Consider the following 23,036-nt stretch of genomic DNA (forward strand, 5'->3'; position numbering starts at 1 on the left):
GCACCCTGAACCGCACCCAGGAGGCCCTCGCATGACGACCGGCACACCCGCCCCCTTCACCGCCGCCGACTACCGGGCCCGGATGGAGCGCGCCGCGCGCTCCGCCGCCGACGCCGGGCTCGCGGGGGTGCTCGTCGCGCCGGGGCCCGACCTGGTGTGGCTCACCGGGTACCAGGTGCCGGCCGACACCGAGCGGCTCACCCTCCTGGTGCTCGCCGAGGGGCAGGAACCGACGCTCGTCGTGCCCACGCTGGAGGCGCCGGACGCCGCCAAGGCCGCCGGGGCGGACGCGATGACCCTGCGCGACTGGACCGACGGCAAGGACCCCTACGCGATCGCCGCCCCGCTCCTCGGCGCACACGGCGGCCCGGGCCGCTTCGGCGTCAGCGACAACGCCTGGGCCATGCACCTGCTCGGCCTCCAGAGCGCGCTGCCCGAGACGTCGTACGTCTCCCTCACCCAGGCGCTGCCGATGCTGCGCGGGGTCAAGGACGCCGCCGAGCTGGAGCGGCTCGCGGCGGCCGGTGCCGCCGCCGACGCCACGTACGAGGAGATCAAGAAGACGACGTTCGGCGGCCGCAAGGAGAGCGACATCGCCCGCGAACTGGCCGAACTGCTGCGGCAGTTCGGGCACTCGCAGGTCGACTTCACCGTCGTCGGCTCGGGGCCGAACGGCGCCAACCCGCACCACGAGGCGAGCGAACGCACCATCCAGGACGGCGACATGGTCGTCCTCGACTTCGGCGGTCTCAAGCACGGCTACGGCTCCGACACCACCCGCACCGTGCACGTCGGCGAACCCACCGAGGAAGAGCGCCGCGTGCACGACATCGTGCGCGAGGCGCAGACCGCCGCCTGCGACGCCGTGCGGCCCGGCATCGCCTGCCAGGAGGTCGACCGGGTCGCCCGCAAGGTGATCACCGACGCCGGGTACGGCGAGTACTTCATCCACCGCACCGGACACGGCATCGGCGTCACCACGCACGAGCCGCCGTACATGATCGAGGGCGAGGAGCAGCCGCTCGTCCCCGGCATGTGCTTCTCCGTCGAGCCCGGCATCTACCTGCCCGGCCGCTTCGGCGTCCGGATCGAGGACATCGTCACCGTCACCGAGGACGGCGGCCGGCGCCTCAACGCCACCTCCCGGGACCTGGCGATCGTGGGCTGACGACCATGGAGCCGACCGCCGACACCGTGCGCCGCCTCCTCGCGACCCTGCTCCCGGACGGCGGCGGCGCCGAGGCGCGCCCGGTCGCCGAGGGCGGCGAGCACGCCACCTGGTGGGCCGGGGACCGGCACGTCCTGCGCATGGCCCCGGACGTGCAGGTCTCCCAGCGCCTGCGCCGCGAGATCCGGCTACGGGACCTGGTCCGCCCGTACGTCGCTGTCGGCGTGCCCGCGTCCGTCGCGTCGGGGGAGTGGGCGCCCGGCCTCGCCTGCACCCTGGACACGCGGCTGCCCGGCGAGTCGGGGGAGGTCAGGGACGTCACCGCCGCCGGTGAGGAGGATCTAGCCGGGCTGCTCACCGGGTTGCGCGAGGTGCCGGTGGCCCGCGCGGCGGCGCTCGGCGTGCCGAAGGAGGCGCCGCGCTCCCTGCAGGACCTGCGCCGGGCGGCCGGCGCGGCGGCCCGCGAGCTCGACGCGGACGACGAGTTCGAGGCGGAGCGGCTCGACCAGCTGACCTCCCGGGCCGTCGTTCAGCTCGGCCCTCTGGGCGACCCGGTCCTCGTCCACCACGACCTCAAGGGCGAGCACCTGACCGTCGACCGCGGCGGGCGCGTGCGCGGCGTCCTCGACTGGACCGACGCGGTCGTCGGCGACCCGGCCGAGGACATCGCGGGCCTCGCGATCGCGGTCGGGGCGCGGGCGGCCGTGCGCTCGGCGACCCTCGCCGGGTACGGCCCCCGCGTCTGCCTGCGGGGCCTGTGGCTGGCCCGCTGCGACACCCTGCTCCGCCTCGCCGACCGCCTCCACGGCGCCGACGCGGACAGCCCCGTACCGCTGCTGCGGGTCCAGCTGGAGCGGGCCTGGGAGCCGATCCTGCTCGAGCTGGTCTAGGACCCTTCCTCTTCAGATGTTCTTCTTCGGATCTTCTTCAGAAGAGCCGCTGGACCCGCGGCACGCTCCTCAAGGAGCGACCGCCACCACGCACGACTCGCCCGGCACCGTCAACAGCCCGTCAGGGCCCGGCAGTTCCACGGGCTCCCATGCCGCGAGGATCTGCGCCACCGGGCGCCCCAGCGGGATCGACACCGGGTCCGGCGACAGGTTCACCGCCACCCGCAGGTCGCCCCGGCGGTACGCGATCCAGCGGGCCCCCTCGTCGTAGGCGACCTTGACCGCCGCCAGATCCGGGTCCTGGAGGTCCGTACGGGCGCGGCGCAGGGCGATCAGGTCGCGGTACCAGGACAGCACGCGCGCGTGGTGGCCCGTGGCGTGCTCCGACCAGTCGAGGCAGGAACGTTCGCGCGTGGCCGGGTCCTGCGGGTCCGGGATGTCCTTCTCGGCCCAGCCGTGCGCGGCGAACTCCCGGCGCCTGCCCTTGCGCACGGCCTCGGCGAGTTCGGGGTCGGTGTGGTCGGTGAAGTACTGCCACGGCGTGCTCGCGGCCCACTCCTCGCCCATGAACAGCATCGGCGTGAAGGGGCTCGTCAGGACCAGGGCCGCCGCGCACGCGAGGAGCCCGGGGGAGACGTTCGCGGCGAGCCGGTCGCCCTGCGCGCGGTTGCCGATCTGGTCGTGGGTCTGAGTGTAGGCGAGCAGCCGGTGCGCGGGGGTGCGGGCGCGGTCCAGGGGGCGGCCGTGGTGGCGGCCGCGGAACGAGGAGTACGTGCCGTCGTGGAAGAAGCCGTCGGTCAGCGTCTTGGCGACGGCGGCGAGCGGCTCGCGCGCGAAGTCGGCGTAGTAGCCGTCGCTCTCCCCGGTGACGGCCGCGTGCACGGCGTGGTGCACGTCGTCGTTCCACTGCGCGTGCACGCCGAGGCCGCCCTCCGCGCGCGGGGTGATCACGCGCGGGTCGTCGAGGTCGGACTCGGCGATCAGGAACAGCGGCCGCCCGAGCCGCTCGGCGAGGTCGTCCACGGCCGTCGACAGTTCCTCGAGGAAAGGCAGGGCGCGCCGGTCGTGCAGTTCGTGGACGGCGTCCAGGCGGAGCCCGTCGACGCGGTAGTCGCGCAGCCAGGCGAGGGCGCTGCCGGCCAGGTAGGCGCGGACCTCGTCGGAGCCGGGCGCGTCGAGGTTCACGGCGCTGCCCCACGGCGTGTGGTACGTGTCGGTGAAGTACGGGCCGAACGCGGGCAGATAGTTCCCGGCCGGGCCCAGATGGTTGTGCACGACGTCGAGGACGACGCCGAGGCCCAGCTCGTGCGCGGCGTCGACGAACCGCTTCAGCGCCTCGGGACCGCCGTACGGCTCGTGCACCGCCCACAGGCTCACCCCGTCGTACCCCCAGCCGTGCCGGCCGGGGACGGGACACAGCGGCATCAGCTCGACGTGCGTGACGCCGAGATCGACCAGGTGGGCGAGGCGTTCGGCGGCGGCGTCGAGCGTGCCCTCGCGCGTGTACGTGCCCACGTGCAGCTCGTAGAGGACCGCGCCGGTCAGGTCCCGGCCCGCCCAGCCTGCGCGCCACACGTGCCGGTCGTGGTCGACGACCGCGCTGAGGCCGTCGGGCCCGTCGGGCTGGCGGCGCGAGCGCGGGTCCGGCAGCACGGGGCCGTCGTCGAGCGCGAACCCGTACCGCGACCCGTCCCGCGCCTCGGCCTCGCCCGACCACCAGCCCGCGCGGCCGGGGTCCCGCTCCAACGCCCGCTCACTGCCGTCGCAATGGAGCGTGACCTGCTCTGCCTTGGGTGCCCACACCTCGAAACGCACGGACGTTTCCCCCTCGTAGCCGGATGTCTGCCGACGGTGACGACGCGTCCATCCTGCGACAGGAGTGATCGTTCCGCCGGTAATTCGTCACTACTGGCCGGTTCTTTCGCGGCTGAGGGGCGTCTCCCGCTTTCTGGACACTTCAGCCGTGCTGCCCGACAATCACAGGCGTGACGTCCTCTTTTGAACACCAGACGCACCCCGCACGGCTCACCGACGCCGAGCGGGACCGTGCGCTGGCGGTGCTCAGGGACGGCGTCGCGCTCGGACGCCTCTCGCACGACACGTTCGTGCGCCGCATGGAGCTGGCGCTCGCCGCCCGCAGGTCCGACGAACTGCACGCGCTCACCGCCGATCTGCGCGGTGAGAACCGCTGGTCCCGCGCCGTCCTCGGGGCGGTGGGCGCGGTCTCCGGGTTCACCGTGCGGATGCGCAGGGCCTGGACCGTCGAGCGGCTGCCCAAGCTGCTGCTCCCGCCGCAGAGCAGCCCCTACCCGCTGCGCATCGGCCGCGACCCGGCCAACGGGCTGCGCCTCAGCCACGACACCGTCTCGCGGGTGCACGCCGAGCTGAGCCGCCAGGGCGGCATGTGGGTCCTGCGCGACCTCGGCTCCACCAACGGCACGTCCGTGAACGGCCGCAGGGTGACCGGCGCGGCCGTCGTCCAGGCCGGCGACCAGGTCGGCTTCGGCCGCATCTCGTTCCGGCTCTCGGCGGACTGACCCCGGCGCTCCTCTCAGCCGCGCGCGTACCGGACCGCCGCGATCGTCGTACGCGCCTGGTGCTCTATCTGGTGGGCCACCGGCACCCAACGCGCGTTGAAGCGGGCCCCGTACACCCCGCACCAGCGGGTGACGAGGGCGTCGAGGCGGGCGGCCGCCGGGTCGCCGGCCTCCTCCAGGACGCGCAGGAGCATGGCCGCGGCCCGCAGGGGGAGGCGGCGGGCGAAGGCGTCGATGCTGCCGATGTACGCCATCGTCGCGTCCGGCGGGGGCGGCTGCACCCAGTCGTCCGCGAGCCCCGGGACCAGGCTCAGCGCCCAGCGGGCGGCGCGCAGCAGGGGGCCCGTGGTGTCCGGCAGGCGTGGGAGCGCCTCTACGAGGACCGCCTCGACGAGGCGGGTGTCGCGGCTGAGCCGCGCCGAGATGCGGCGCAGCGCCCGTTCGGGGCCGGGGTGCGGGGCCGGGTCGTCGACCAGGTCGCTGGCCCACATCGGCACCTCGATGATCGCCGTGGAGCCGCCGTAGCGGTGCGCGTGGTGCCAGGTGGAGTGCCGGGCGTCGTCGGGCAGGCTCGGGAACGCGGCCTGCGCGTCGAGCCCCGGCATGACATGGACGCCGGGCCCGGACGTCGGCCAGCCCGCCGCGTCGCAGGCGCCGGTCTCCACCGGTATGTGCAGCTCGGCCGCCGACTTGGCGAACGCCTCCGCGAGCCCGGGGATGTCCCGGGTCAACTGCACCCAGCTGCCGCCGAGTTCGGTGCCGTGCAAGGACACCTGGAGGTAGGGGCGCAGCTCGTCGATGGCGCCGGTCAGTGTCGTCGTCTCCGGCGGCAGCCGGTTCGGGGGCAGCACCGAGGGCGACCATTCGGGCTGCTCGGGGCCCGCGGGGCGGAAGAAGTGCCGGTGGTAGTCGAGCAGGGTGCGCGGGGCGGGCGTGTGGTGCAGGGCCGCGCCGTCCGGGTCGGCGCAGAGCAGGAAGTGCCAGGAGCGGTCGGTGCGCAGCGCCGGTTCGAGCAGCGCCCGTTCGGCCAGATGCAGCGCGGTCGGGCCGCCCGTCGGCTCATTGGAGTGCGCCCCCGCGACGACGAGGACGGTACGCGGGTCGTGCCCGACGGACAGCAGATGCAGGGGGCGGCCCCCACGTGACGTGCCGATCCGGCGTAGTCGGCACAGTTCGGGCCGGTGAGTCGCCAGCTCCCGCGCTGACTGGGCCAGTTCGGCCGTGGTGGGGTAGCGCTGCTCCGTCAGATGACTCACCCCCGCTGGTGCTCCTGGCGTCAGCATCCGCAGTACCCCACGCTCGGCCGGGCCTGTCAAGAAGGCTTGTACTCCGCTTCGTCGCCGGTGCAGGCTACGCCGCTCGGCTCAGGCGCGTACGAGCAACGCCACCGGCGACTGCCGGAAAAGCTCGGCCACGCGCGTGTGGCCGCTGAACTGCCGGCCCGGGTCGAGCAGCTCGGTCCAGTCGCCGGGCGGCAGCGCGAGCCGCGTCTCCTGCCAGCCGCCCGCCTCCGCGAGCCGCAGGGAGAGGCGGGTCACGGCCACCACGACATGGCCCGAGCGCGCGTAGGCCACGCAGTGCTGCCCGGCCGGGCCCTCGGCGGGCAGCGGCTCGTAGGTGGAGGCGCCGCCGAACCACTCGGGGTGCTCCCTGCGCAGGTGGAGCGCCGTCTTGGTGAGCGCCTCCTTCTCCGCGGAGAGCGTGCCCGGCTCCCGGGCGGCCTCGAAGCGGGCGGGCGTCCGGTTGTCCGGGTCCACCAGGGCGCGGTACGAGTGTTCGGTGCCCTGGTAGACGTCCGGGACGCCCGGCATGGTGAGGTGCGCCAGGGCCGCGCCCAGGACGTTGGCCCGTACGTGGGGCGCGAGGTCCGCCATGAAGCGCAGCACCTCCTCCCCGGGCGGGCCGCAGGGGCCGGACGCCACGAAGTCCCGTACGGCGCTCTCGTAGGCCTCGTCCTGCTCCGTCCACGTGGTGAACAGGCCCGCCTCGCGCGCGTGCTTGAGCAGGGCGCCTTGCAGCCGCTCCGGATCGGCGGGGCCGAGCCCGGCCACCGTCTGCCAGGCCGCCCAGGCGAGCTGCGGGTCGGGCGCGCTGGCGGCGCCGCCGCGCGCGGTCTGCTCGGTCACCAGGGCGAGCAGCGCCTCCCACTGTGCGGGGCACTGGCTGAGGGCCGCGATGCCCGCCCGGACGTCCGCGCTGCGCTTGGTGTCATGGGTCGACAGGACGGTCGAGGTGTAGGGCCAGTCCCGCTGCACGCGCGCGCAGTACGCGTGGAACGCTTCCGCCGTGACCGCCGGGCGCTGCGGGCTGCCGCCGACCTCCAGGGCCGACAGGAGCGGCGTGTACCGGTAGAACGCCGTGTCCTCGACCGACTTGGCCCGCAGCGCCGACGCCGCCTGCGCGAACCGCGCCCGGAACGCCGTGTGCCGGGGAGAGTCCCCGAGCCGGCCGAGCGCGAGGTTCCGTACGGTGTCGACGGCGCGGGCCTCCTCGGCGACGGTGAACGCGGCTTTCGCGTCGGCCGCGTCGGACGCCGTCAGCACCGTCTCCGGGTCGACGCCCCCGGCGACGTACGGCCGGTACACCGGGACGCGCACCAGGAGCTCGCGCAGGGCCGTGCGCAGCGCCCAGGGCGCGTGGTCGCGCAGCTCGGGCCTCTCGGCAGACAGCGCGGCGGCCTCGCGCGTGAGGCGGTCCACCTCGGCGGCCAGCTCGTGCGTGACGACGCGGTGGGCGGCGCGGCGGGCCGTCGCCGCCCACTCGCCGCCGCGGTCCGCCGTGACGCCCGTGAAACGGCGGAACAGGCCGAGCAGCTCGTCGGCGCCCGCCGGGTCGGTGAACAGGCCGTCGAGGTGGCGCAGCGCGTCGTAGCCCGTGGTCCCGGCGACCGGCCAGGCGGCGGGCAGGTGCTCGTCGTCCTCCAGGATCTTCTCGACGACGGTCCACCGGCCGCCCGTCGCGTCGCTGAGGCGCTGGAGGTAGCCGCCGGGGTCGGCGAGGCCGTCGGGGTGGTCGATGCGCAGCCCGTCGACGACGCCCTCGCGCAGCAGGCGCAGGATCGTCGCGTGGGTCTCCTCGAACACCTCGGGGTCCTCCATGCGGACGCCGATGAGGTCGGAGATGGTGAAGAAGCGCCGGTAGTTCAGCTCGGTGCGGGCGAGGCGCCACCAGGCGAGGCGGTACCACTGGGCGTCGAGAAGCCGGGGCAGCGGCAGCGTGCGGGTGCCCTCGCGCAGGGGGAACACGTGGTCGTAGTAGCGCAGCACGTCCCCCTCCACCTCCAAGGCGGCCAGCTCGTCCCCGACGGGCCCGCCGAGGACGGGCAGCAGGACCCGGCCTCCCTGCGCCTCCCAGTCGATGTCGAACCAGCGCGCGTACGGCGACGAGGGGCCGTCGCGCAGGACCTCGTACAGCGGCCTGTTGTGCCGCACGGAGGCGGCCATGTGGTTGGGGACGATGTCGACGACGAGGCCGAGACCGTGCTCGCGCGCCTTGGCGGCGAGCGCCCGCAGCCCGTCCTCGCCGCCGAGTTCGTCGCGCACGCGCGTGCAGTCCACCACGTCGTAGCCGTGCGTCGACCCTGGGACGGCCTCCAGGACCGGCGACAGGTGCAGATGGGAGACCCCCAGGGAGGCCAGGTACGGGACGGCGGCAGCGGCCGCCGCGAAGCCGAGACCAGGTTGCAGCTGGAGCCGGTAGGTGGCCGTGGGGGCGTGAGGCGTCATGCGAGATTACTTACCCCCAAGGGCGTCTTTCGTGCGTTCACCGCGGCGCCGCGGCGCGCCGCGGTGAACACCTCCGGGGGCGCCTACGCGGGCCGTCGCAGCACCGTGAGGCTCCGCCCGAGCAGCTCCAGGCGGTCGCCCGCCTGGACCTTCGGGCCGTCGTCGGTGGGCAGGCCGGTCGGCAGCGCCGTGTCGACGACCGGCTGCCACTGCCGGCCGTGGTCCATGGGCACCACGAACTCCTGCACCTCGGGCGAGGCGTTGAACAGCAGCAGGAACGAGTCGTCGGCGATGCGCTCGCCGCGCGGACCCGGCTCGGAGATCGCGTTGCCGTTGAGGAACACCGACATCGAGCGGGCCTGCGCCGCTGTCCAGTCCTCCTGTGTCATCTCCTCGCCCTCGGGGGTGAACCAGGCGATGTCCGACAGGTCGTCGTGCGTGCCCTCCACCGGGCGGCCGTGGAAGAAGCGGCGTCTGCGCAGGACGGGGTGGTCGCGGCGCAGGCGCACCATCGCGCGCGTGAACTCCAGAAGCGGCTCCGGCGGCTCCTCCGGGTCGGCCCAGCGCACCCACGCCACCTCGTTGTCCTGGCAGTACGCATTGTTGTTGCCGCCCTGGGTGCGCGCGAACTCGTCCCCGTGGCTGAGCATCGGCACGCCCTGGGACAGCATCAGTGTGGCCATGAAGTTGCGCATCTGGCGGGCCCGCAGATCGAGGACCGCCGGGTCGTCGCTCTCGCCCTCGGCGCCGCAGTTCCACGACCGGTTGTGGCTCTCGCCGTCCCGGTTGTCCTCGCCGTTGGCGTCGTTGTGCTTGTCGTTGTACGCCACCAGGTCGTGCAAGGTGAACCCGTCGTGGCAGGTCACGAAGTTTATCGAGGCGAGCGGGCGGCGGCCGTCGTCCTGGTAGAGGTCCGAGGAGCCGGTGAGCCGGCCCGCGAACTCCGCCAGGGTGCGCGGCTCGCCCCGCCACAGGTCCCGCACGGTGTCGCGGTACTTGCCGTTCCACTCGGTCCACAGGGGCGGGAAGTTGCCCACCTGGTAGCCGCCCTCGCCGACGTCCCAGGGCTCCGCGATCAGCTTCACGCGCGAGACGACCGGGTCCTGCTGCACCAGGTCGAAGAAGGACGAGAGCCGGTCCACCTCGTGGAACTGGCGCGCCAGGGTGGCCGCCAGGTCGAAGCGGAACCCGTCGACATGCATCTCCTCGACCCAGTAGCGCAGCGAGTCCATGATCATCTGGAGGACGTGCGGGGACCGCATCAGGAGCGAGTTGCCGGTGCCCGTCGTGTCCATGTAGTACCGGGGGTCGTCGGTGAGGCGGTAGTACGACGGATTGTCGAGGCCCTTGTAGGAGAGTGTCGGGCCCAGGTGGTTCCCCTCGGCCGTGTGGTTGTAGACGACGTCCAGGATGACCTCGATGCCCGCCTGGTGCAGCGCCCGCACCGCCGACTTGAACTCCAGGACCTGCTCGCCCCGGTCGCCCCAGGAGGCGTAGGTGTTGTGCGGGGCGAAGAAGCCGATCGTGTTGTAGCCCCAGTAGTTGTTCAGGCCCATCTCGACCAGGCGGTGGTCGTTGACGAACTGATGGACCGGCATCAGCTCGAGCGCGGTGACGCCCAGTTCGGTGAGGTGGTCGATGATCGCCGGGTGCGCGAGCGCCGCGTAGGTGCCGCGCAGGTCGTCGGGGAGCGCCGGGTGGCGCATGGTGAGGCCCTTCACGTGGGCCTCGTAGAGCACCGTCTCGTGGTACTCGGTGCGCGGCGGGCGGTCGTCGCCCCAGTCGAAGTAGGGGTTCACCACGACCGACGCCATCATGTGCGGCGCCGAGTCGAGGTCGTTGCGCTCCTCCGGCGAGCCGAACGGATATCCGTACACCGCCTCCGTCCAGTCGATGCGCCCGCTGATGGCACGCGCGTACGGGTCGAGGAGCAGCTTCGCGGAGTTGCAGCGCATCCCGCGCGCGGGTTCGTAGGGGCCGTGCGCCCGGTAGCCGTACCGCTGCCCCGGCATGACGCCGGGGAGGTAGGCGTGCCGGACGAACGCGTCGGACTCTCTCAGCTCGACCGCCGTCTCCGAACCGTCGTCGTGCAGCAGGCACAACTCGATTCGGTCGGCGGCTTCGGAGAAGACCGCGAAATTGGTTCCGGCGCCGTCGTACGTGGCACCGAGCGGATACGCCTGTCCAGGCCAGACCTGCATGCTGACGACTCTTCCACTTCCGGCCCGGCGGTCCGGGCGACACCAGTGAGTCTGTCCCCGAAATGGACGGAACCACCTCCGAGTTGGACCCCTCTTACAGGAAGACCACGTACATCCGGTATGCCCACACGTGGGACTGCCGGGGGAGCAGGGGGAAGATGTGCGCGAGCTAGCAAGACGCCATCTCGGCAAACTGGTGGCCACGGTGGCCCTGGCCACCGCCGGTGCGGCCGTCGCGGTGGGCGTGGGCCTGCCGGACGGCCCGGGGGACGAAGCCGGCGCGGCGGCCAGGGCGGGCACGGCCCAGCAGGACGCCGTCGCCCCGGAGGGGACGGTCGAGGCCGCACCCGACGAGGGCGCCGAGGGGATCGGCCGGGACCCGCTGACCGACGCCGAGATCGACCGGGCCGGGAAACTCGCCGTCCAGAACAACAATCTGCGGATGAACGCCCGGGACGTGGAAGGAGACCGGGGCCCTCAGCATCTGTCGACCAACCTGACGGAGATCGACCCGGGCCTGAGCGGCGCGGCCGCGGCCCAGCGCCGCGCGGACGTCGTCTCCTACGACTACAAGAGCGACACCGTCGTCACCAAGACCGTGAACCTCGACACCGGCAAGGTGGAGGACGCGCGCAGCGACAAGGGCGTGCAGCCGCCGCCGAGCCAGGGGGAACTGGCCGAGGCGGCGGACCTGCTGATAGCGAACAAGCTGGGCGCCGACCTCAGGGCGGACTACCAGGACGCGACCGGGAAGCAGCTCACCAAGGCCGGTCAGCTCCAGCTCAGCGGCATGGTCTTCCGCAAGGAGACCGTCGCGCGCGTGCCCGCGGCGCTCACCGACTGCGGGACCCACCGGTGCCTGAGCGTCGTCACCAAGGTCAGGAACGGACCGTGGATCGACACCCGCGCCCTCGTCGTCGACCTGAGTGAGCGCACCGTCGGACGCCTGTCCTGACCGCCCCGGCGGAACCGAACCCTCCACATACCTCTCCTGCACAAGGGAGTCCTTCCGTATGCACGTGAACAGAGTCCGGCGCGCCCGCACGAGGCCCGCTGCCGCCCTCACCGGCCTCGCGGTCACCGCGCTGCTCGGCACCGCCTTCGCCACCGCACCGTCCGCCTCGGCGGCGCCCCAGGCGCCCGCGCCCGCCGCGCCCGCCTGCTCGGCCGCGTACACGATCGAGCAGACCCTCGACGGCGGTACCACCTGGCGGATGTGCTGGCACTACAACACCCTCTCCGGTCTCGTCCTGGACGATGTGAGCTACCAGCCCAAGAGCGAGCCGAAGCCGATCCGTGTCCTCACCAGTGCCCGCCTGGCGCAGGTCCATGTCCCCTACGACGACGGGGAGGCCGAGTACGACGACGTCACCGGCACCGACTTCGGCCAGGCCCTGCAGAAGCTCCGCCCCGCCGAGTGTCCCGGCGGCACCATCAAGACCGTGAAGGTCCCCGACCGCGGCAATGTGGCCGGGCTGTGCGCGACCACGCGTGCGCGCGGGCACGCGTACCGCCTCAACGACGACCCCTCGACCGGCGGCACCGGCAAGGTCTACACCTCCCAGGGCAAGGACCTGCTCGTCTACACCGTCAACAAGGCGTCCTGGTACGAGTACATCACCGAGTGGCGCTTCTCCTCCGACGGCACCATCACCTCCAACGTCGGCGCGACCGGCAGCCTCTCCCCGTACGACTACGAGGGCACCGACGGCAAGGGCTGGCCCATCGGCAAGGGGGCCGACGCCTACGCGGAGAGCCACAGCCACAACGTGTTCTGGCGACTCAACTTCGGCCTCGACGGCTCCTCCAAGAGCAAGATCGAGCAGTACGACTCCAAGGTGACCCCGCCGCGCGGCAACGGCTCGCCCACCACCAGGACCACCAGAACCCCGGTCACCAAGGAGCTCGCCGGTGACGCGGCGAACATGCGCTGGTGGCGCGTGGTCTCCACGGCCGGCAAGAACAAGGACGGCCACCCCCGTTCCTACGAGTTCGTGCCCGGCCGCTCGGCCAAGTTCCCCGGCCGCTCCTTCACCAAGCACGACCTGTACTTCACCGAGTACAAGAAGTGCGAGCAGTACGCGAGCAACAACCCCGCTTCCAACTGCGGCGGGGCGAGCGTGGACAAATGGGTCGGCGGACAGGCCCTGAAGAACCCGATCGCCTGGGTCAACATAGGGTTCCACCACATCGCCCGGGACGAGGACCAGCAGCCCATGCCGGTCCACTGGCAGGGCTTCTCGCTGGCCCCGAGGGACGTCACGGCCATGAGCCCGCTCACTCCGGCGGACCTCGCGAATCAGAACGGGGTTCCCCCGGTGGGCCGTTGACAAACTCTCCTTCCCATCCGGCTGCACCGCCCGCCGCTCCCGGAGTACCCTTCCTTGATCGTTGCTGGGGGAGTGCTCGAACAAGCTCGGGGGAGCGGAAGGCGGTGCGGAGCGGGTGAGCTCGGGAGGGCTTGAGCTGCCCCCTGGTGACGACGGTCACGAGGGCCAGGAGGGTCCGGGGGCAGCCGCCACGGACATCCCGCCCCAAGCGGTGTCACTGGCCCGGCCCATGGACGTGGGGTCCCAGATCGGTCCCGAACTGGACTGGGGCCCCGACGCGTGGCGGGAGGTCCGTACGCGCGCGCAGCGGGCCGGGCGCGCCTACATATGGCTGAACCTGGTCGAGCAGCGGCTGCGCGCCGTCGTCGCCGCCGTGCTGCGGCCCGTCTACGAGCCCGTGCACGGCGACGACTGGGTCGTCGCCGCCGCCGGGCCCGCCGGGCAGGAGTGGGTGCAGCGCGCCGTCGCCGTGCGCGAGGTGAGCCGCCGCAAGGGCTACCTCCTGGACCCGGCCGACGACAATGTGCTGTCGTTCCTGACCCTTCCGCAGCTGCGGGAGCTGATGGTGCAGCACTGGCCGTGCTTCGAGCCGTACTTCGACGAACGGCGCGACGTCGAGCTCGCCCTGGACGAGCTGGAGGTCACCCGCAATGTGGTCTCCCGCAACCGCGCCCTCAACGAGACGGTCCTCGCCCAGGCCGAGCGCGCCTCCGCCCGCCTCCTGGAGATGCTCGGCGCGGGCTCCGACGTCCCCTCCGCCCGGCGCCTGCCCATCGACGCCGTCGAGGAGCTGGTCGGCGACCGGTTCGCGGATGTCGTCGGCGTCCACTCCGACCGGGTGCGGCTGCTGCGCCAGTTCCCCGCCGAGGACCTCTTCGGTGGCGCCCGCCGCCTGGACGCCATCGGGATCGGCCTGAACCTCCTCGTCCAGAACTTCTCGGGGCGCCGCCTCGTCCGCCTCGCCGAGTCGGGCTCCCGCATACGGCTGCTCTTCCTCAACCCGGCCTCCAGCGCGGTCAAACGGCGCGAGCGGGAACTGGGCATCAAGCGGGGTGAACTGAGCCGCGCCGTCGAGATGAACATCCTCCACATGCGGCGCGTGCGGGCCCGGCTCCACGACCCCGGCGCGTTCGAGATCCAGGTCTTCGACGAGACTCCGCGCTTCACCGCCTACCTCGTCGACGGTGACGGCGCGGACGGCATCGCCGTCGTCCAGTCCTACCTGCGCCGCTCGCGCGGCATGGAGGCGCCGGTGCTCGTGCTGCGCGGCGGCGGCCGAACGGTCAGGGCGAACGCCTCGCCGGACGCGGAGAACGGCCTGTTCGTGACATACCGGGACGAGTTCGAGCAGGCGTGGGCGGACGCCCGGCCGGTGTCCTGACCCGTGTGACCTGACCCGTGCCCCGGCCCGTGCCCCGGCCCGTGTCCTGAATGGGCCTTCGGGCCGGCGCCGAAGGGATTGTCAGTGGCGCGTGCGAAGGTGGTGGTCACTGGGGGAACGCACCACGAGAAGGGGGCTGCCATGGGCTGGCACCGGGAGCTGATGGTCGGCTTCGACCTGGAGACGACGGGCACGGATCCGCGCGAGGCGCGCATCGTCACCGGCGCCGTCATAGAGGTCAGGGACGGCACCGTCCTCGGCCACAAGCAGTGGCTCGCCGACCCGGGCGTACCGATCCCGGACGAGGCGGTCGCCGTGCACGGGATCAGCAACGAGCGGGCGAGGGCGGAGGGCGCACCGGCCGACCGCGTGGCGAACGCCATCGCCGACGTCCTGGTCGGGTACTGGCGCACGGGCGTCCCGGTCGTCGCGTACAACGCGGCGTTCGACCTGACCCTGCTCTCCGCCGAACTGGCCCGCCACGGCCTGCCCTCGCTGCACGAGCGGCTCGGCACGGACCCGGCGCCGGTGATCGACCCGTACACGATCGACCGCACCGCCGACCGCTACCGCCGCGGCAAGCGCAACCTGGAGGCGGTCTGCACCGAGTACGGCGTCACGCTCGCCGCCGCCCACGACGCCTCGGCGGACGCCCTCGCCGCGGCGCTCCTCGCCCGCGCGATAGCCGACCGCCACCCGAAGATCGCCTCCCTCGGCCCGGCGGAACTGCACCGCCGCCAGGTGGAGTGGTACGCGCAGTGGGCGACGGACTTCCAGAACTTCTTGCGGGGCAAGGGGGACGAGGGCGCGGTGGTGGACCCGGCTTGGCCGATCAAGTTCAGCCCGTCCGGCGTTTGAGGGCGGTGGGCACGGGGTGAAGCCCCCGTGCCCACGGCGAGCCGGCCAAGGTCAGAACGGATACCACCGCACGCCGGTGTCCCCGTCCCGCAACGACCCCACCCGCCGCCGAAACTCCGCGAGGGCCGCCGGGTTGGCGGACGCGTGCTGGGCGACCCACGCGCAGGACGCCGTCTCCCGCGCCCCGCGCAACACCGCACACCCGTCCCACTCCCGCACATCCCACCCATAAGCGCGGACAAACCCGTCATAAGCCGCCGCGGGCAACCCGTACCGGTCGCGCGACAGCGCCATCACCACCAGATCGTGTTCGCGCAGATCGGACGAGAACGTCTCCAGGTCCACCAGAACGGGCCCGTCGGGACCGACATGCACATTGCGGGGCAGCGCGTCACCGTGAATGGGCCCGGGGGCGATCCGGGGCGTCAGCGCGGCGGCCGCCGCCGCGAAACCGTCCCGCCGCTGACGCAGGTACTCCGCGTCCGCCGGATCGATCGCGTCGCCCGCGAGCCGCAGCCAGCGCTCGACACCGCCCAGCAACTCCCGCCGGGGGAGCGTGAACGCGGTCGGCGCGGGCAGCGTGTGCACCAGCTTCAGCAGCTCCGCGAGGTCGCGCGGCTCGGCGGGCCGCACCGAGTCGGGGACGCGGTGCCACACGGTCACCGGATGCCCGTCGACGACGAGCGGCTCGGCCTCGGCGGCGCGTACGGCGGGGACGCCGTGCTCGGCGAGGTAGGCGGCGATGTCCAGCTCGCGCCGGGCCCGGTCGAGCAGCTCGGGCGCGAGGCCGCTGTCCCGGCCCACCTTGATCACGATGTCCCCGGCGGCGAACACCGCGTTCTCGCCGAGCGCGAGCAGCTCCGCGCCGTCCGCGGGGCCGTCCACGACACCCGCCCTGGCCAACACGGACCGTGCCCGTACCTCGTCCATCACTCGCCTCCCGCGTTCCTGCCGATACCGGGTCAGTCTCGCACCCGTCCGAATGTCTTGACGTCGTAGCACCGGCTCAGCACGATGACGGGGGCCGTCGGGACGGCCGCGAACACCTGAGTGAGCGCCAACGGACCCGTCCAAGGAGCCGCACGTGACCTCGGCGACCGCACGACCACGGACGGGGCGACACTCCGCGTCCGGACCGCACCGGGAGCACGGCGCCTGGTTCCTGGTGCTCCCCGCCCTCCTGCCGATCCTGGTCCTGAGCGTCGGCCCGCTCCTCTACGGCATCGGGCTCGCCTTCACCGACTCCCAGTCGGGCCGCACCACGGCGACGCAGTGGGTCGGCACCCTGAACTTCCGCGATCTGCTCCACGACACGCTCTTCTGGGAGTCGTTCCGCATCGGCCTGGTGTGGGCGATCGGCGTGACGGTGCCGCAGTTCCTGCTCGCCCTCGGCCTCGCGCTCCTGCTCAATCAGGAGCTGCGCTTCCGCTGGCTGGCGCGGGCCCTCGCGATCGTGCCGTGGGCGATGCCGGAGGTCGTCGTCGGCATCATGTGGCGCCTCGTCTACCACCCGGACGCGGGCATCCTCAACGAGACACTGCGCACCCTCGGCCTCGGCGACGGCCGCGACTGGCTGACAGGTCTGGCCACCGCGCTGCCCGCCGTCATCGTCGTGGGGATCTGGGCGGGCATGCCGCAGACGACGGTCGCGCTGCTCGCCGGGTTGCAGCACACCCCGCGCGAGCTGCACGAGGCCGCCGCGATGGACGGGGCGGGGGCATGGCGCCGGTTCCGTACGGTCACCTGGCCCGCCATCCGCCCCGTCGCCCTGGCGATCACCGCGCTGAACTTCATCTGGAACTTCAACAGCTTCGCCCTGGTCTACGTCCTGACCAACGGGGGTCCCGGCGGACGCACCCGCCTGCCGATGCTGTTCGCGTACGAAGAGGCCTTCCGCTACGGGCAGTTCGGCTACGCGGCGGCGATGGGCTGCGTCATGGTCGCCGTCATCTCGATCCTCCTCGCCCTCTACCTCGTGGGCCGTCTGAAGGGAGGCGACGAGCAGTGATGAAGCCCTCCAGGCCCGCCCGCGCGGGCCAGTACCTCGCGCTCCTGGCCTACCTGATCTTCCTCGTCTTCCCGTTCCTGTGGCTGATCTCCACCGCGTTCAAACCGCCGCGCGAACTCGCGAGCCTGCACCCCACCTGGCTCCCGAAGAACCCCACCCTCGACAACTTCCGGCAGGCCTTCGACGAACAGCCTCTGCTGCGCGCGGCGGCGAACTCTCTTCTCGTGGCGGTCTGCGCCGCCGTCATCGCGCTGGTCATCGCGGTCCCGATGGCGTACGTCATGGCCCGCCACCGCTCGCTCGTGTCGCGGGGGGCGACCGGCTGGGTGGTGATCAGCCAGGCGTTCCCGTTCGTCCTCGTCATCATTCCGCTGTTCCTGATCCTGAAGAGCCTCCACCTGATCAACGCGCTGCCGGGCCTGATCTTGGTGTACGTGGTCTGGGCGCTGCCCTTCGCGCTGTGGATGCTCGTCGGCTACGTACGGGCGGTTCCACGGGAGCTGGAGGAGGCGGCGGCGGTCGACGGGGCGGGCCGGCTGCGCGTCCTGGTCTCCGTGACGGCGCCGCTGCTCGTACCCGGCATCGTCGCGACGGGCCTGTTCGCGTTCATCAGCGCCTGGAACGAGTTCTTCTTCGCCCTGGTCCTGATGAAATCGCCGGAGCGGCAGACGCTGCCGGTGATCCTGACCCACTTCCTCGGCGCCGAGGGCGTCGCCGACCTCGGCCCGCTCGCCGCGGCGGCGTTTCTGGCGACGCTGCCGTCCCTGGTGATCTTCGCGGTCATCCAGAAGCGGATCACGGGCGGCATGCTGGCGGGAGCGGTCAAATGACGGGATACGGGCGGAAGTTGCTGGTCATTGTTGCGGCGGTCCTCCTCCTTGTCGGCCTTGTCGGCTGTACGTCCGGCACGAAGGACACCGGCGGCCCCATCACCCTGGAGTTCCAGTCGCTCGCCTGGCAGAAGGAGTCCGTCGACGCCAACAAGCAGCTGGTCGAGGAGTGGAACGCGACCCACCCCGACGTCCGGGTCAAGTACGTGCAGGGCAGCTGGGACAGCGTCCACGACCAGCTGCTCACCGCGTTCGAGGGCGGCGAGGCGCCCGACATCATCCACGACGCCTCCGACGACCTGGCCGACTTCGCCTACGGCGGCTACCTCGCGGACCTGCGCGACTACCTCCCCGCCCGCCTCAAGGCCGACATCCCGCAGCGCAGTTGGGAGACCGCGACCTTCGGTGACGGAATCTACGGCGTCCCGTTCCTCCAGGAGCCGCGCGTACTGATCGCCGACGCGAAGCGGCTGAAGGGGTCGGGGGTGCGCGTCCCGACGCCGGAGCGCCCGTGGAGCTGGGCCGAGTTCCGCAGGGCGGCGGCGCGGCTCAGCGACGCGGACAGGGACAGGTACGGCGTCGCCTGGCCGCTCAAGGAGCCGGTGTCGGCGACCCTCAACCTGTCCCTGTCCACCGGCGGGCAGATGTTCCACCGTGGCGCGGACGGCAAGGTGACGGTCCGGTTCGGGGCGGCGGACGCGGTCATGCCGCGCACCGTCCACGACCAGGTGAACGTCGACCGCAGCGCGTCCGGCACGACGCTCGGCATGGGCGGCTCCGACACACTGCCCGGCTTCTTCGCGGGCAAGTACGCGATGGTGCCGCTCGGCTTCTCCTACCGGCAGCAGATCGTGCAGCAGGCGCCCAAGGGCTTCGACTGGAAGGTGCTGCCCGCACCGGCCGGGGCCGACGGGCTCACCCAGGGCGTCAGCCCGCAGACCCTGTCCGTCGCCGAGGACAGCGCGCACAAGAAGGAGGCGGCCGAGTTCATCGACTTCCTGCTCCGGCCGCGCAACATGGTCCGGCTCGCCCTGGGCGACTGGATGCTGCCCACCGGTACGCGGGCGCTGAAGGACCCCGCGCTGCACACGGCCAGATACGACTGGGCGACCGGCACGGCCCTCGCCGCCCACCTCCGCTCGGCCCCGGCCCAGTCCGTGCGCGGCTACCCGGAGTGGAAGGACAAGGTGGCGACCCCGGCGCTGCAGGAGTACTACAGCGGCGCGATCGGCATCGAGGAGCTGCGGCACCGCTTGGTCGAGGACGGCAATCTCGTGCTCGCGCGGTACCAGCGGTAGCGCACGCGGCGGCGAGGAAAGCAGCGGACGAGACGTATCGTCTTGCACGAGACGTCTCGTCTCGCTAAAGTGGCGGCGTGATGAACCAGGAACCCCGAACCCCCGCCCATATCGCGATGTTCTCCATCGCCGCGCACGGCCACGTGAACCCGAGCCTGGAAGTGATCCGCGAGCTGGTCGCCCGGGGCCACCGCGTCACGTACGCGATCCCGCACCTCTTCGAGGAGAAGATCGCCGAGACCGGGGCCGAGCCGGTGCTCTACCGCACCACCCTGCCCGGCCCCGACGACGACCCGGCGGCCTGGGGGACGACGCTCCTGGACAACGTGGAGCCGTTCCTGAACGACGCGATGCAGGCGCTGCCGCAGCTCATCGACGCGTACGAAGGACCGGAGGGGGCCGGTGTCCCGGACCTCGTCCTGCACGACATCACCTCCTACCCGGCCGCCGTCCTCGCCCACCGCTGGGGCGTCCCCGCGATCTCCCTCTCCCCGAACCTCGTCGCCTGGCAGGGGTACGAGGAGGAGGTCGCCGAGCCGATGTGGGCGGAGCCCCGGCGGACGCCGCGCGGCAAGGCGTACTTCGACACGTTCACCGCCTGGCTGCGGGGAAACGGGGTGACGAAGACGGCCGACGAGTTCTGGGGCCGCCCCGACCGCTCCCTCGTCCTCATCCCGAAGGCGCTCCAGCCGAACGCCGACCGGGTCGACGAGAAGACGTACACGTTCGTCGGCGCCTGCCAGGGGGACCGGTCCGCGCAGGGCACCTGGGAGCGGCCCGCCGACGCCGAGCGGGTGCTGCTCGTCTCGCTGGGCTCGTCCTTCACCAAGCAGCCGGACTTCTACCGCGAGTGCGTCAAGGCGTTCGGGGAGCTGCCGGGCTGGCACATGGTGCTCCAGGTCGGCAACCATGTCAGCGCCGACGATCTCGGATCCGTACCGGCCAACGTCGAGGTACGGAACTGGGTGCCGCAGCTGTCGATCCTCGAGCAGGCGGACGCGTTCATCACGCACGCGGGCGCCGGCGGCAGCCAGGAGGGCCTGGCCACCGCCACGCCGATGGTCGCCGTCCCGCAGGCCGTCGACCAGTTCGGCAACGCCGACATGCTCCAGGGGCTCGGCGTCGCCCGGCATCTGCCGAGGGAGGAGGCGACGGCCGAGAACCTGCGGGCCGCCGTCCTCGCGCTCGTCGACGACGCGGAGGTGGCGCGCCGCCTCGCCGCGATCCGTCAGGAGATGGCGGGCGAGGGCGGCACACCGCGCGCGGCCGACCTCATCGAGGCCGAACTGCCCGAGAAGTAGGGCCGATCACTGATAGAGCGGAGCGTGGTGTCGGTCCTGGCCTTGCGGCACTGGATGTGCGCCGGGCTCGTCGGTTCCCGGCGGGAACCGACGAGCCCGGCGCACCGTCCGTTACCGGCCACGATCTATGGAGAGACGCGCACGGGCTCCTCCTCGGCCGGGCGGCGCGGCTCGGGCGGAGCCGCCTCGTCGTGGCTGAGGTCGGGCATCCGGTGCAGCCACTTCGGCAGGTACCAGTTGCGCTCGCCGAGCAGCGCCATGACCGCCGGGAGCAGCACGCCCCGGATGACGGTCGCGTCGATCAGGACCGCGGCCGCGAGGCCGACACCCATCTGCTTGAAGGACTGCATGGAGAGGGTGCCGAAGATGGCGAAGACGGCGACCATGATGACGGCGGCGCTGGTGACGACACCGGCCGTGGTGACGACACCGTGCCGGATGGCGTCCAGGTTCGAACGGCCCTGCAGCCGCGCCTCCTTGATCCGCGAGACCACGAACACGTGGTAGTCCATCGACAGGCCGAACAGGATCACGAAGAGGAACAGCGGCAGCCAGGAGATGATCGCGCCGACCCCCTCCGCCCCGACGAGCCCGGCGCCCCAGCCGTTCTGGAAGACGGCGACGAGAATCCCGTACGCCGCTCCGACGGAGAGCAGATTGAGCGCGATCGACGTGACCGCGACGGTCAGCGAGCGGAACGAGACCAGCATGAGCAGGAAGGCGAAGACGACCACGAAGACGAAGACCGGGACGACCGAGCCGACGATCTGGTCGTTGAAGTCCTTCGACCCGGCGACCTGCCCGGTGACGGGCGCCTCGACGCCGTCGACCTCGCCGAGCGTGTCCGGCCGCACCTGGTCCCGCAGCAGCGCCAGGCTCTTCTCGGCCTTGTCCTGGTCGGAGCCGCCGACGAGGGGTACGTCGATGAGCGCGACGTTCTCCTTCGCGTGCACGGTGACCTCGACCGGCCCGCGCGAGGCGCCCGAACTCACGGCCTGCGCGCGGAAGTCGGCGAGGGCGGCCCGTACCGCCGGGGCCTCGATGTCGTCGGCCTTCACCACGACCTCGGCCGGGTCGGACCCGCCCGGGAACGCCTCGTTGACCCGGTCGTACGTCGCCACGATCGGCAGTGACGAGCCGAACTCCTGGTCCAGGGTGAGGTTCTGCGTCTTCATGCCGAGCGCGGGCGCGGCGACCGCGAGCAGCGCGCCGACGGCTACGACGACGGAGACGGCGGGCCGCGCGAGGACGACCGTGAGGACCCGCTGCCAGAACCGGCTCCCGCTCCCGGCGTTCGGGCCGCTGCCCTCGCTCCGGCGCTTCCCGCGGTGCAGGAACGGGATACGGCCCTTCTCCACGCGCTCACCGAGCAGGGAGAGGAGCGCCGGGAGCACGGTCACCGAGCCGACCATCGCGACCGCCACCACCATCAGCGAGGCGATCCCCATGGCCTGGAACTCGGCGAGGCCGGTGAACATCATGCCCGCCATGGCCACGCACACCGTGACGCCGGAGACGATGATCGCCCGGCCGCTGGTGGCGGCGGCGACGCGCAGCGCCGTCTGCGGGTCGTGGCCCTTCAGCCGTTCCTCGCGCTCGCGGCGCAGATAGAACAGGCAGTAGTCGACGCCGACCGCGAGACCGACGAGCAGCATGACCGAGTTGGCGGTCTCGCTCATCGGCTGGAGATGGCTGACGAGCCCCATCAGGCCCATCGTCGCCATGATCGCCGTGATGGCGAGCGCCACCGGGAGCAGGGCCGCGACGACCGCGCCGAACGCGATCAGCAGGATGCCGAGCGCCACCGGCACCGCCGACAGCTCGGCCCGCTGGAAGTCGTCGCCGAACGCGTCGTCGAACGTCTTGTTCATGCTGGCGCCGCCGATCTCCTCGATCCGCAGCGCGTCGTGACCGTCGGCGACGCCCTCGACCGCGGCGAGCACCGGATCGACCCGGTCGGCCGCCGTCTCGGGGTCGCCCCGCATGTCGAACTGGACCAGCACGGTGCGGCCGTCCTCCGACACGGTCTGCGCCTGGGCGGCGTACGGCGAGCGCACGTTCGTCACGGCACCCGTGCCCTCGACGGCCCTGATGACGTCCGCCACGGCCGCCTTGAACTCCGGGGCAGTGGCGCGCAACCGCCCGTCCTTGCCCTGGACGAGCACGGTCTCGCCCGCGGGCTCGTCTATGCGCGCGTCGTCGACTATGCGCGACGCCTGGCCCGTCTCGCCGCTGAGCTGGTCGCTGTCCTCTACGTCGACGCGTCCGGCCGCCGAACCGAGCCCCATCGCCAGGACGACGAAGAGCACCCAGATGCCCACCGCCGCCCAGCGGTGCCGGACGCTCCACCCGCCGGCCCGGGCGGCGAATCCCCGCACCCGCCGGTCCTGTCGCTCCCCGTTCCTCACCATGAGGTCACCTCCGCAATCGAAGGTATGGGGACCGTAAGCGGGGTTCGTCGTGCTGTTCGGTGAAGTGCGGGGCGCTCCGCTCGGTACGGAGGATGACG

16 protein-coding genes and 1 pseudogene are annotated in these 23,036 nt (G+C 72.3%); 11 read left to right on the forward strand and 6 right to left on the reverse strand.

Annotation, left to right across the window (positions count from 1 at the left end):
* Nucleotides 1-31 precede the first annotated feature (31 nt).
* On the forward strand, nt 32-1,168 hold the full coding sequence (locus ACH4RC_RS01485; protein WP_398193640.1) for an aminopeptidase P family protein: 1,137 nt from the start codon (nt 32-34) through the stop codon (nt 1,166-1,168).
* Nucleotides 1,169-1,173: 5 nt separating this feature from the next.
* Nucleotides 1,174-2,058 carry an aminoglycoside phosphotransferase family protein gene (locus ACH4RC_RS01490; RefSeq protein ID WP_398193643.1) on the forward strand — a complete coding sequence of 295 codons (885 nt, stop codon included), beginning with the start codon at nt 1,174-1,176 and terminating at the stop codon, nt 2,056-2,058.
* 69 nt (nt 2,059-2,127) lie between these two features.
* Here ACH4RC_RS01490 and treZ read toward each other — a convergent pair whose 3' ends face one another.
* On the reverse strand, nt 2,128-3,873 hold the full coding sequence (treZ, locus tag ACH4RC_RS01495) for a malto-oligosyltrehalose trehalohydrolase (protein WP_398193646.1): 1,746 nt from the start codon (nt 3,871-3,873) through the stop codon (nt 2,128-2,130).
* 170 nt (nt 3,874-4,043) lie between these two features.
* Here treZ and ACH4RC_RS01500 point away from each other — a divergent pair, with 170 nt between their 5' ends.
* Complete coding sequence (locus tag ACH4RC_RS01500) at nt 4,044-4,595, forward strand: FHA domain-containing protein (RefSeq protein ID WP_398193649.1); 552 nt, start codon at nt 4,044-4,046, stop codon at nt 4,593-4,595.
* Between the two features lie 14 nt (nt 4,596-4,609).
* Here ACH4RC_RS01500 and ACH4RC_RS01505 read toward each other — a convergent pair whose 3' ends face one another.
* The 3 genes from ACH4RC_RS01505 to glgX all read right to left on the reverse strand — a co-directional run bounded on the left by ACH4RC_RS01505 (nt 4,610) and on the right by glgX (nt 10,521).
* Nucleotides 4,610-5,851 (reverse strand): M14 family zinc carboxypeptidase, encoded by a 1,242-nt coding sequence (locus tag ACH4RC_RS01505; RefSeq protein WP_398193651.1) that lies wholly within the window; start codon nt 5,849-5,851, stop codon nt 4,610-4,612.
* Nucleotides 5,852-5,959: 108 nt separating this feature from the next.
* A complete protein-coding gene (gene treY, locus ACH4RC_RS01510) occupies nt 5,960-8,320 on the reverse strand; it encodes a malto-oligosyltrehalose synthase (RefSeq protein WP_398193654.1) in 2,361 nt (786 codons plus the stop codon).
* A gap of 83 nt (nt 8,321-8,403) precedes the next feature.
* Nucleotides 8,404-10,521 (reverse strand): glycogen debranching protein GlgX, encoded by a 2,118-nt coding sequence (gene glgX, locus ACH4RC_RS01515; RefSeq protein WP_398193657.1) that lies wholly within the window; start codon nt 10,519-10,521, stop codon nt 8,404-8,406.
* 160 nt (nt 10,522-10,681) lie between these two features.
* Here glgX and ACH4RC_RS01520 point away from each other — a divergent pair, with 160 nt between their 5' ends.
* The 4 genes from ACH4RC_RS01520 (at nt 10,682) to ACH4RC_RS01535 (ending at nt 15,090) form a co-directional block, all read left to right on the forward strand.
* A complete protein-coding gene (locus ACH4RC_RS01520) occupies nt 10,682-11,476 on the forward strand; it encodes a Tat pathway signal sequence domain protein (protein WP_398193659.1) in 795 nt (264 codons plus the stop codon).
* A 58-nt stretch (nt 11,477-11,534) separates the two neighbouring features.
* Entirely contained in the window at nt 11,535-12,851 is a 1,317-nt protein-coding gene (locus ACH4RC_RS01525; protein ID WP_398193662.1) for a copper amine oxidase, read from the forward strand.
* Between the two features lie 115 nt (nt 12,852-12,966).
* Nucleotides 12,967-14,232, forward strand: coding sequence for an SAV2148 family HEPN domain-containing protein (locus tag ACH4RC_RS01530; protein WP_398193664.1), 1,266 nt, complete (start codon nt 12,967-12,969; stop codon nt 14,230-14,232).
* Nucleotides 14,233-14,373: 141 nt separating this feature from the next.
* A complete protein-coding gene (locus tag ACH4RC_RS01535; protein WP_398193667.1) occupies nt 14,374-15,090 on the forward strand; it encodes a 3'-5' exonuclease in 717 nt (238 codons plus the stop codon).
* Between the two features lie 51 nt (nt 15,091-15,141).
* Here ACH4RC_RS01535 and ACH4RC_RS01540 read toward each other — a convergent pair whose 3' ends face one another.
* Nucleotides 15,142-16,020 (reverse strand): phosphotransferase enzyme family protein, encoded by an 879-nt coding sequence (locus tag ACH4RC_RS01540; RefSeq protein WP_398193670.1) that lies wholly within the window; start codon nt 16,018-16,020, stop codon nt 15,142-15,144.
* Between the two features lie 154 nt (nt 16,021-16,174).
* Between ACH4RC_RS01540 and ACH4RC_RS01545 the strand changes: the two genes are divergently transcribed.
* From ACH4RC_RS01545 to mgt, 4 genes and pseudogenes are all read left to right on the forward strand, one after another.
* On the forward strand, nt 16,175-17,098 hold the full coding sequence (locus tag ACH4RC_RS01545; RefSeq protein WP_398193672.1) for a carbohydrate ABC transporter permease: 924 nt from the start codon (nt 16,175-16,177) through the stop codon (nt 17,096-17,098).
* Entirely contained in the window at nt 17,098-17,928 is an 831-nt protein-coding gene (locus tag ACH4RC_RS01550) for a carbohydrate ABC transporter permease (RefSeq protein WP_398193675.1), read from the forward strand. The genes ACH4RC_RS01545 and ACH4RC_RS01550 overlap by 1 nt, the downstream gene beginning before the upstream one ends.
* Nucleotides 17,925-19,226 carry an ABC transporter substrate-binding protein gene (locus ACH4RC_RS01555; RefSeq protein WP_398193678.1) on the forward strand — a complete coding sequence of 434 codons (1,302 nt, stop codon included), beginning with the start codon at nt 17,925-17,927 and terminating at the stop codon, nt 19,224-19,226. Before ACH4RC_RS01550 ends, ACH4RC_RS01555 begins: the two co-directional genes overlap by 4 nt.
* Nucleotides 19,227-19,262: 36 nt before the next feature.
* Nucleotides 19,263-20,527: pseudogene (gene mgt, locus ACH4RC_RS01560) on the forward strand (macrolide-inactivating glycosyltransferase).
* 125 nt (nt 20,528-20,652) lie between these two features.
* Here the strand turns inward: mgt and ACH4RC_RS01565 are convergent.
* Nucleotides 20,653-22,938 carry an MMPL family transporter gene (locus ACH4RC_RS01565; RefSeq protein ID WP_398193681.1) on the reverse strand — a complete coding sequence of 762 codons (2,286 nt, stop codon included), beginning with the start codon at nt 22,936-22,938 and terminating at the stop codon, nt 20,653-20,655.
* Between the last annotated feature and the right edge of the window lie 98 nt (nt 22,939-23,036).

This window comes from Streptomyces sp. NPDC016845, assembly GCF_044332585.1.
Taxonomy (GTDB): domain Bacteria; phylum Actinomycetota; class Actinomycetes; order Streptomycetales; family Streptomycetaceae; genus Streptomyces.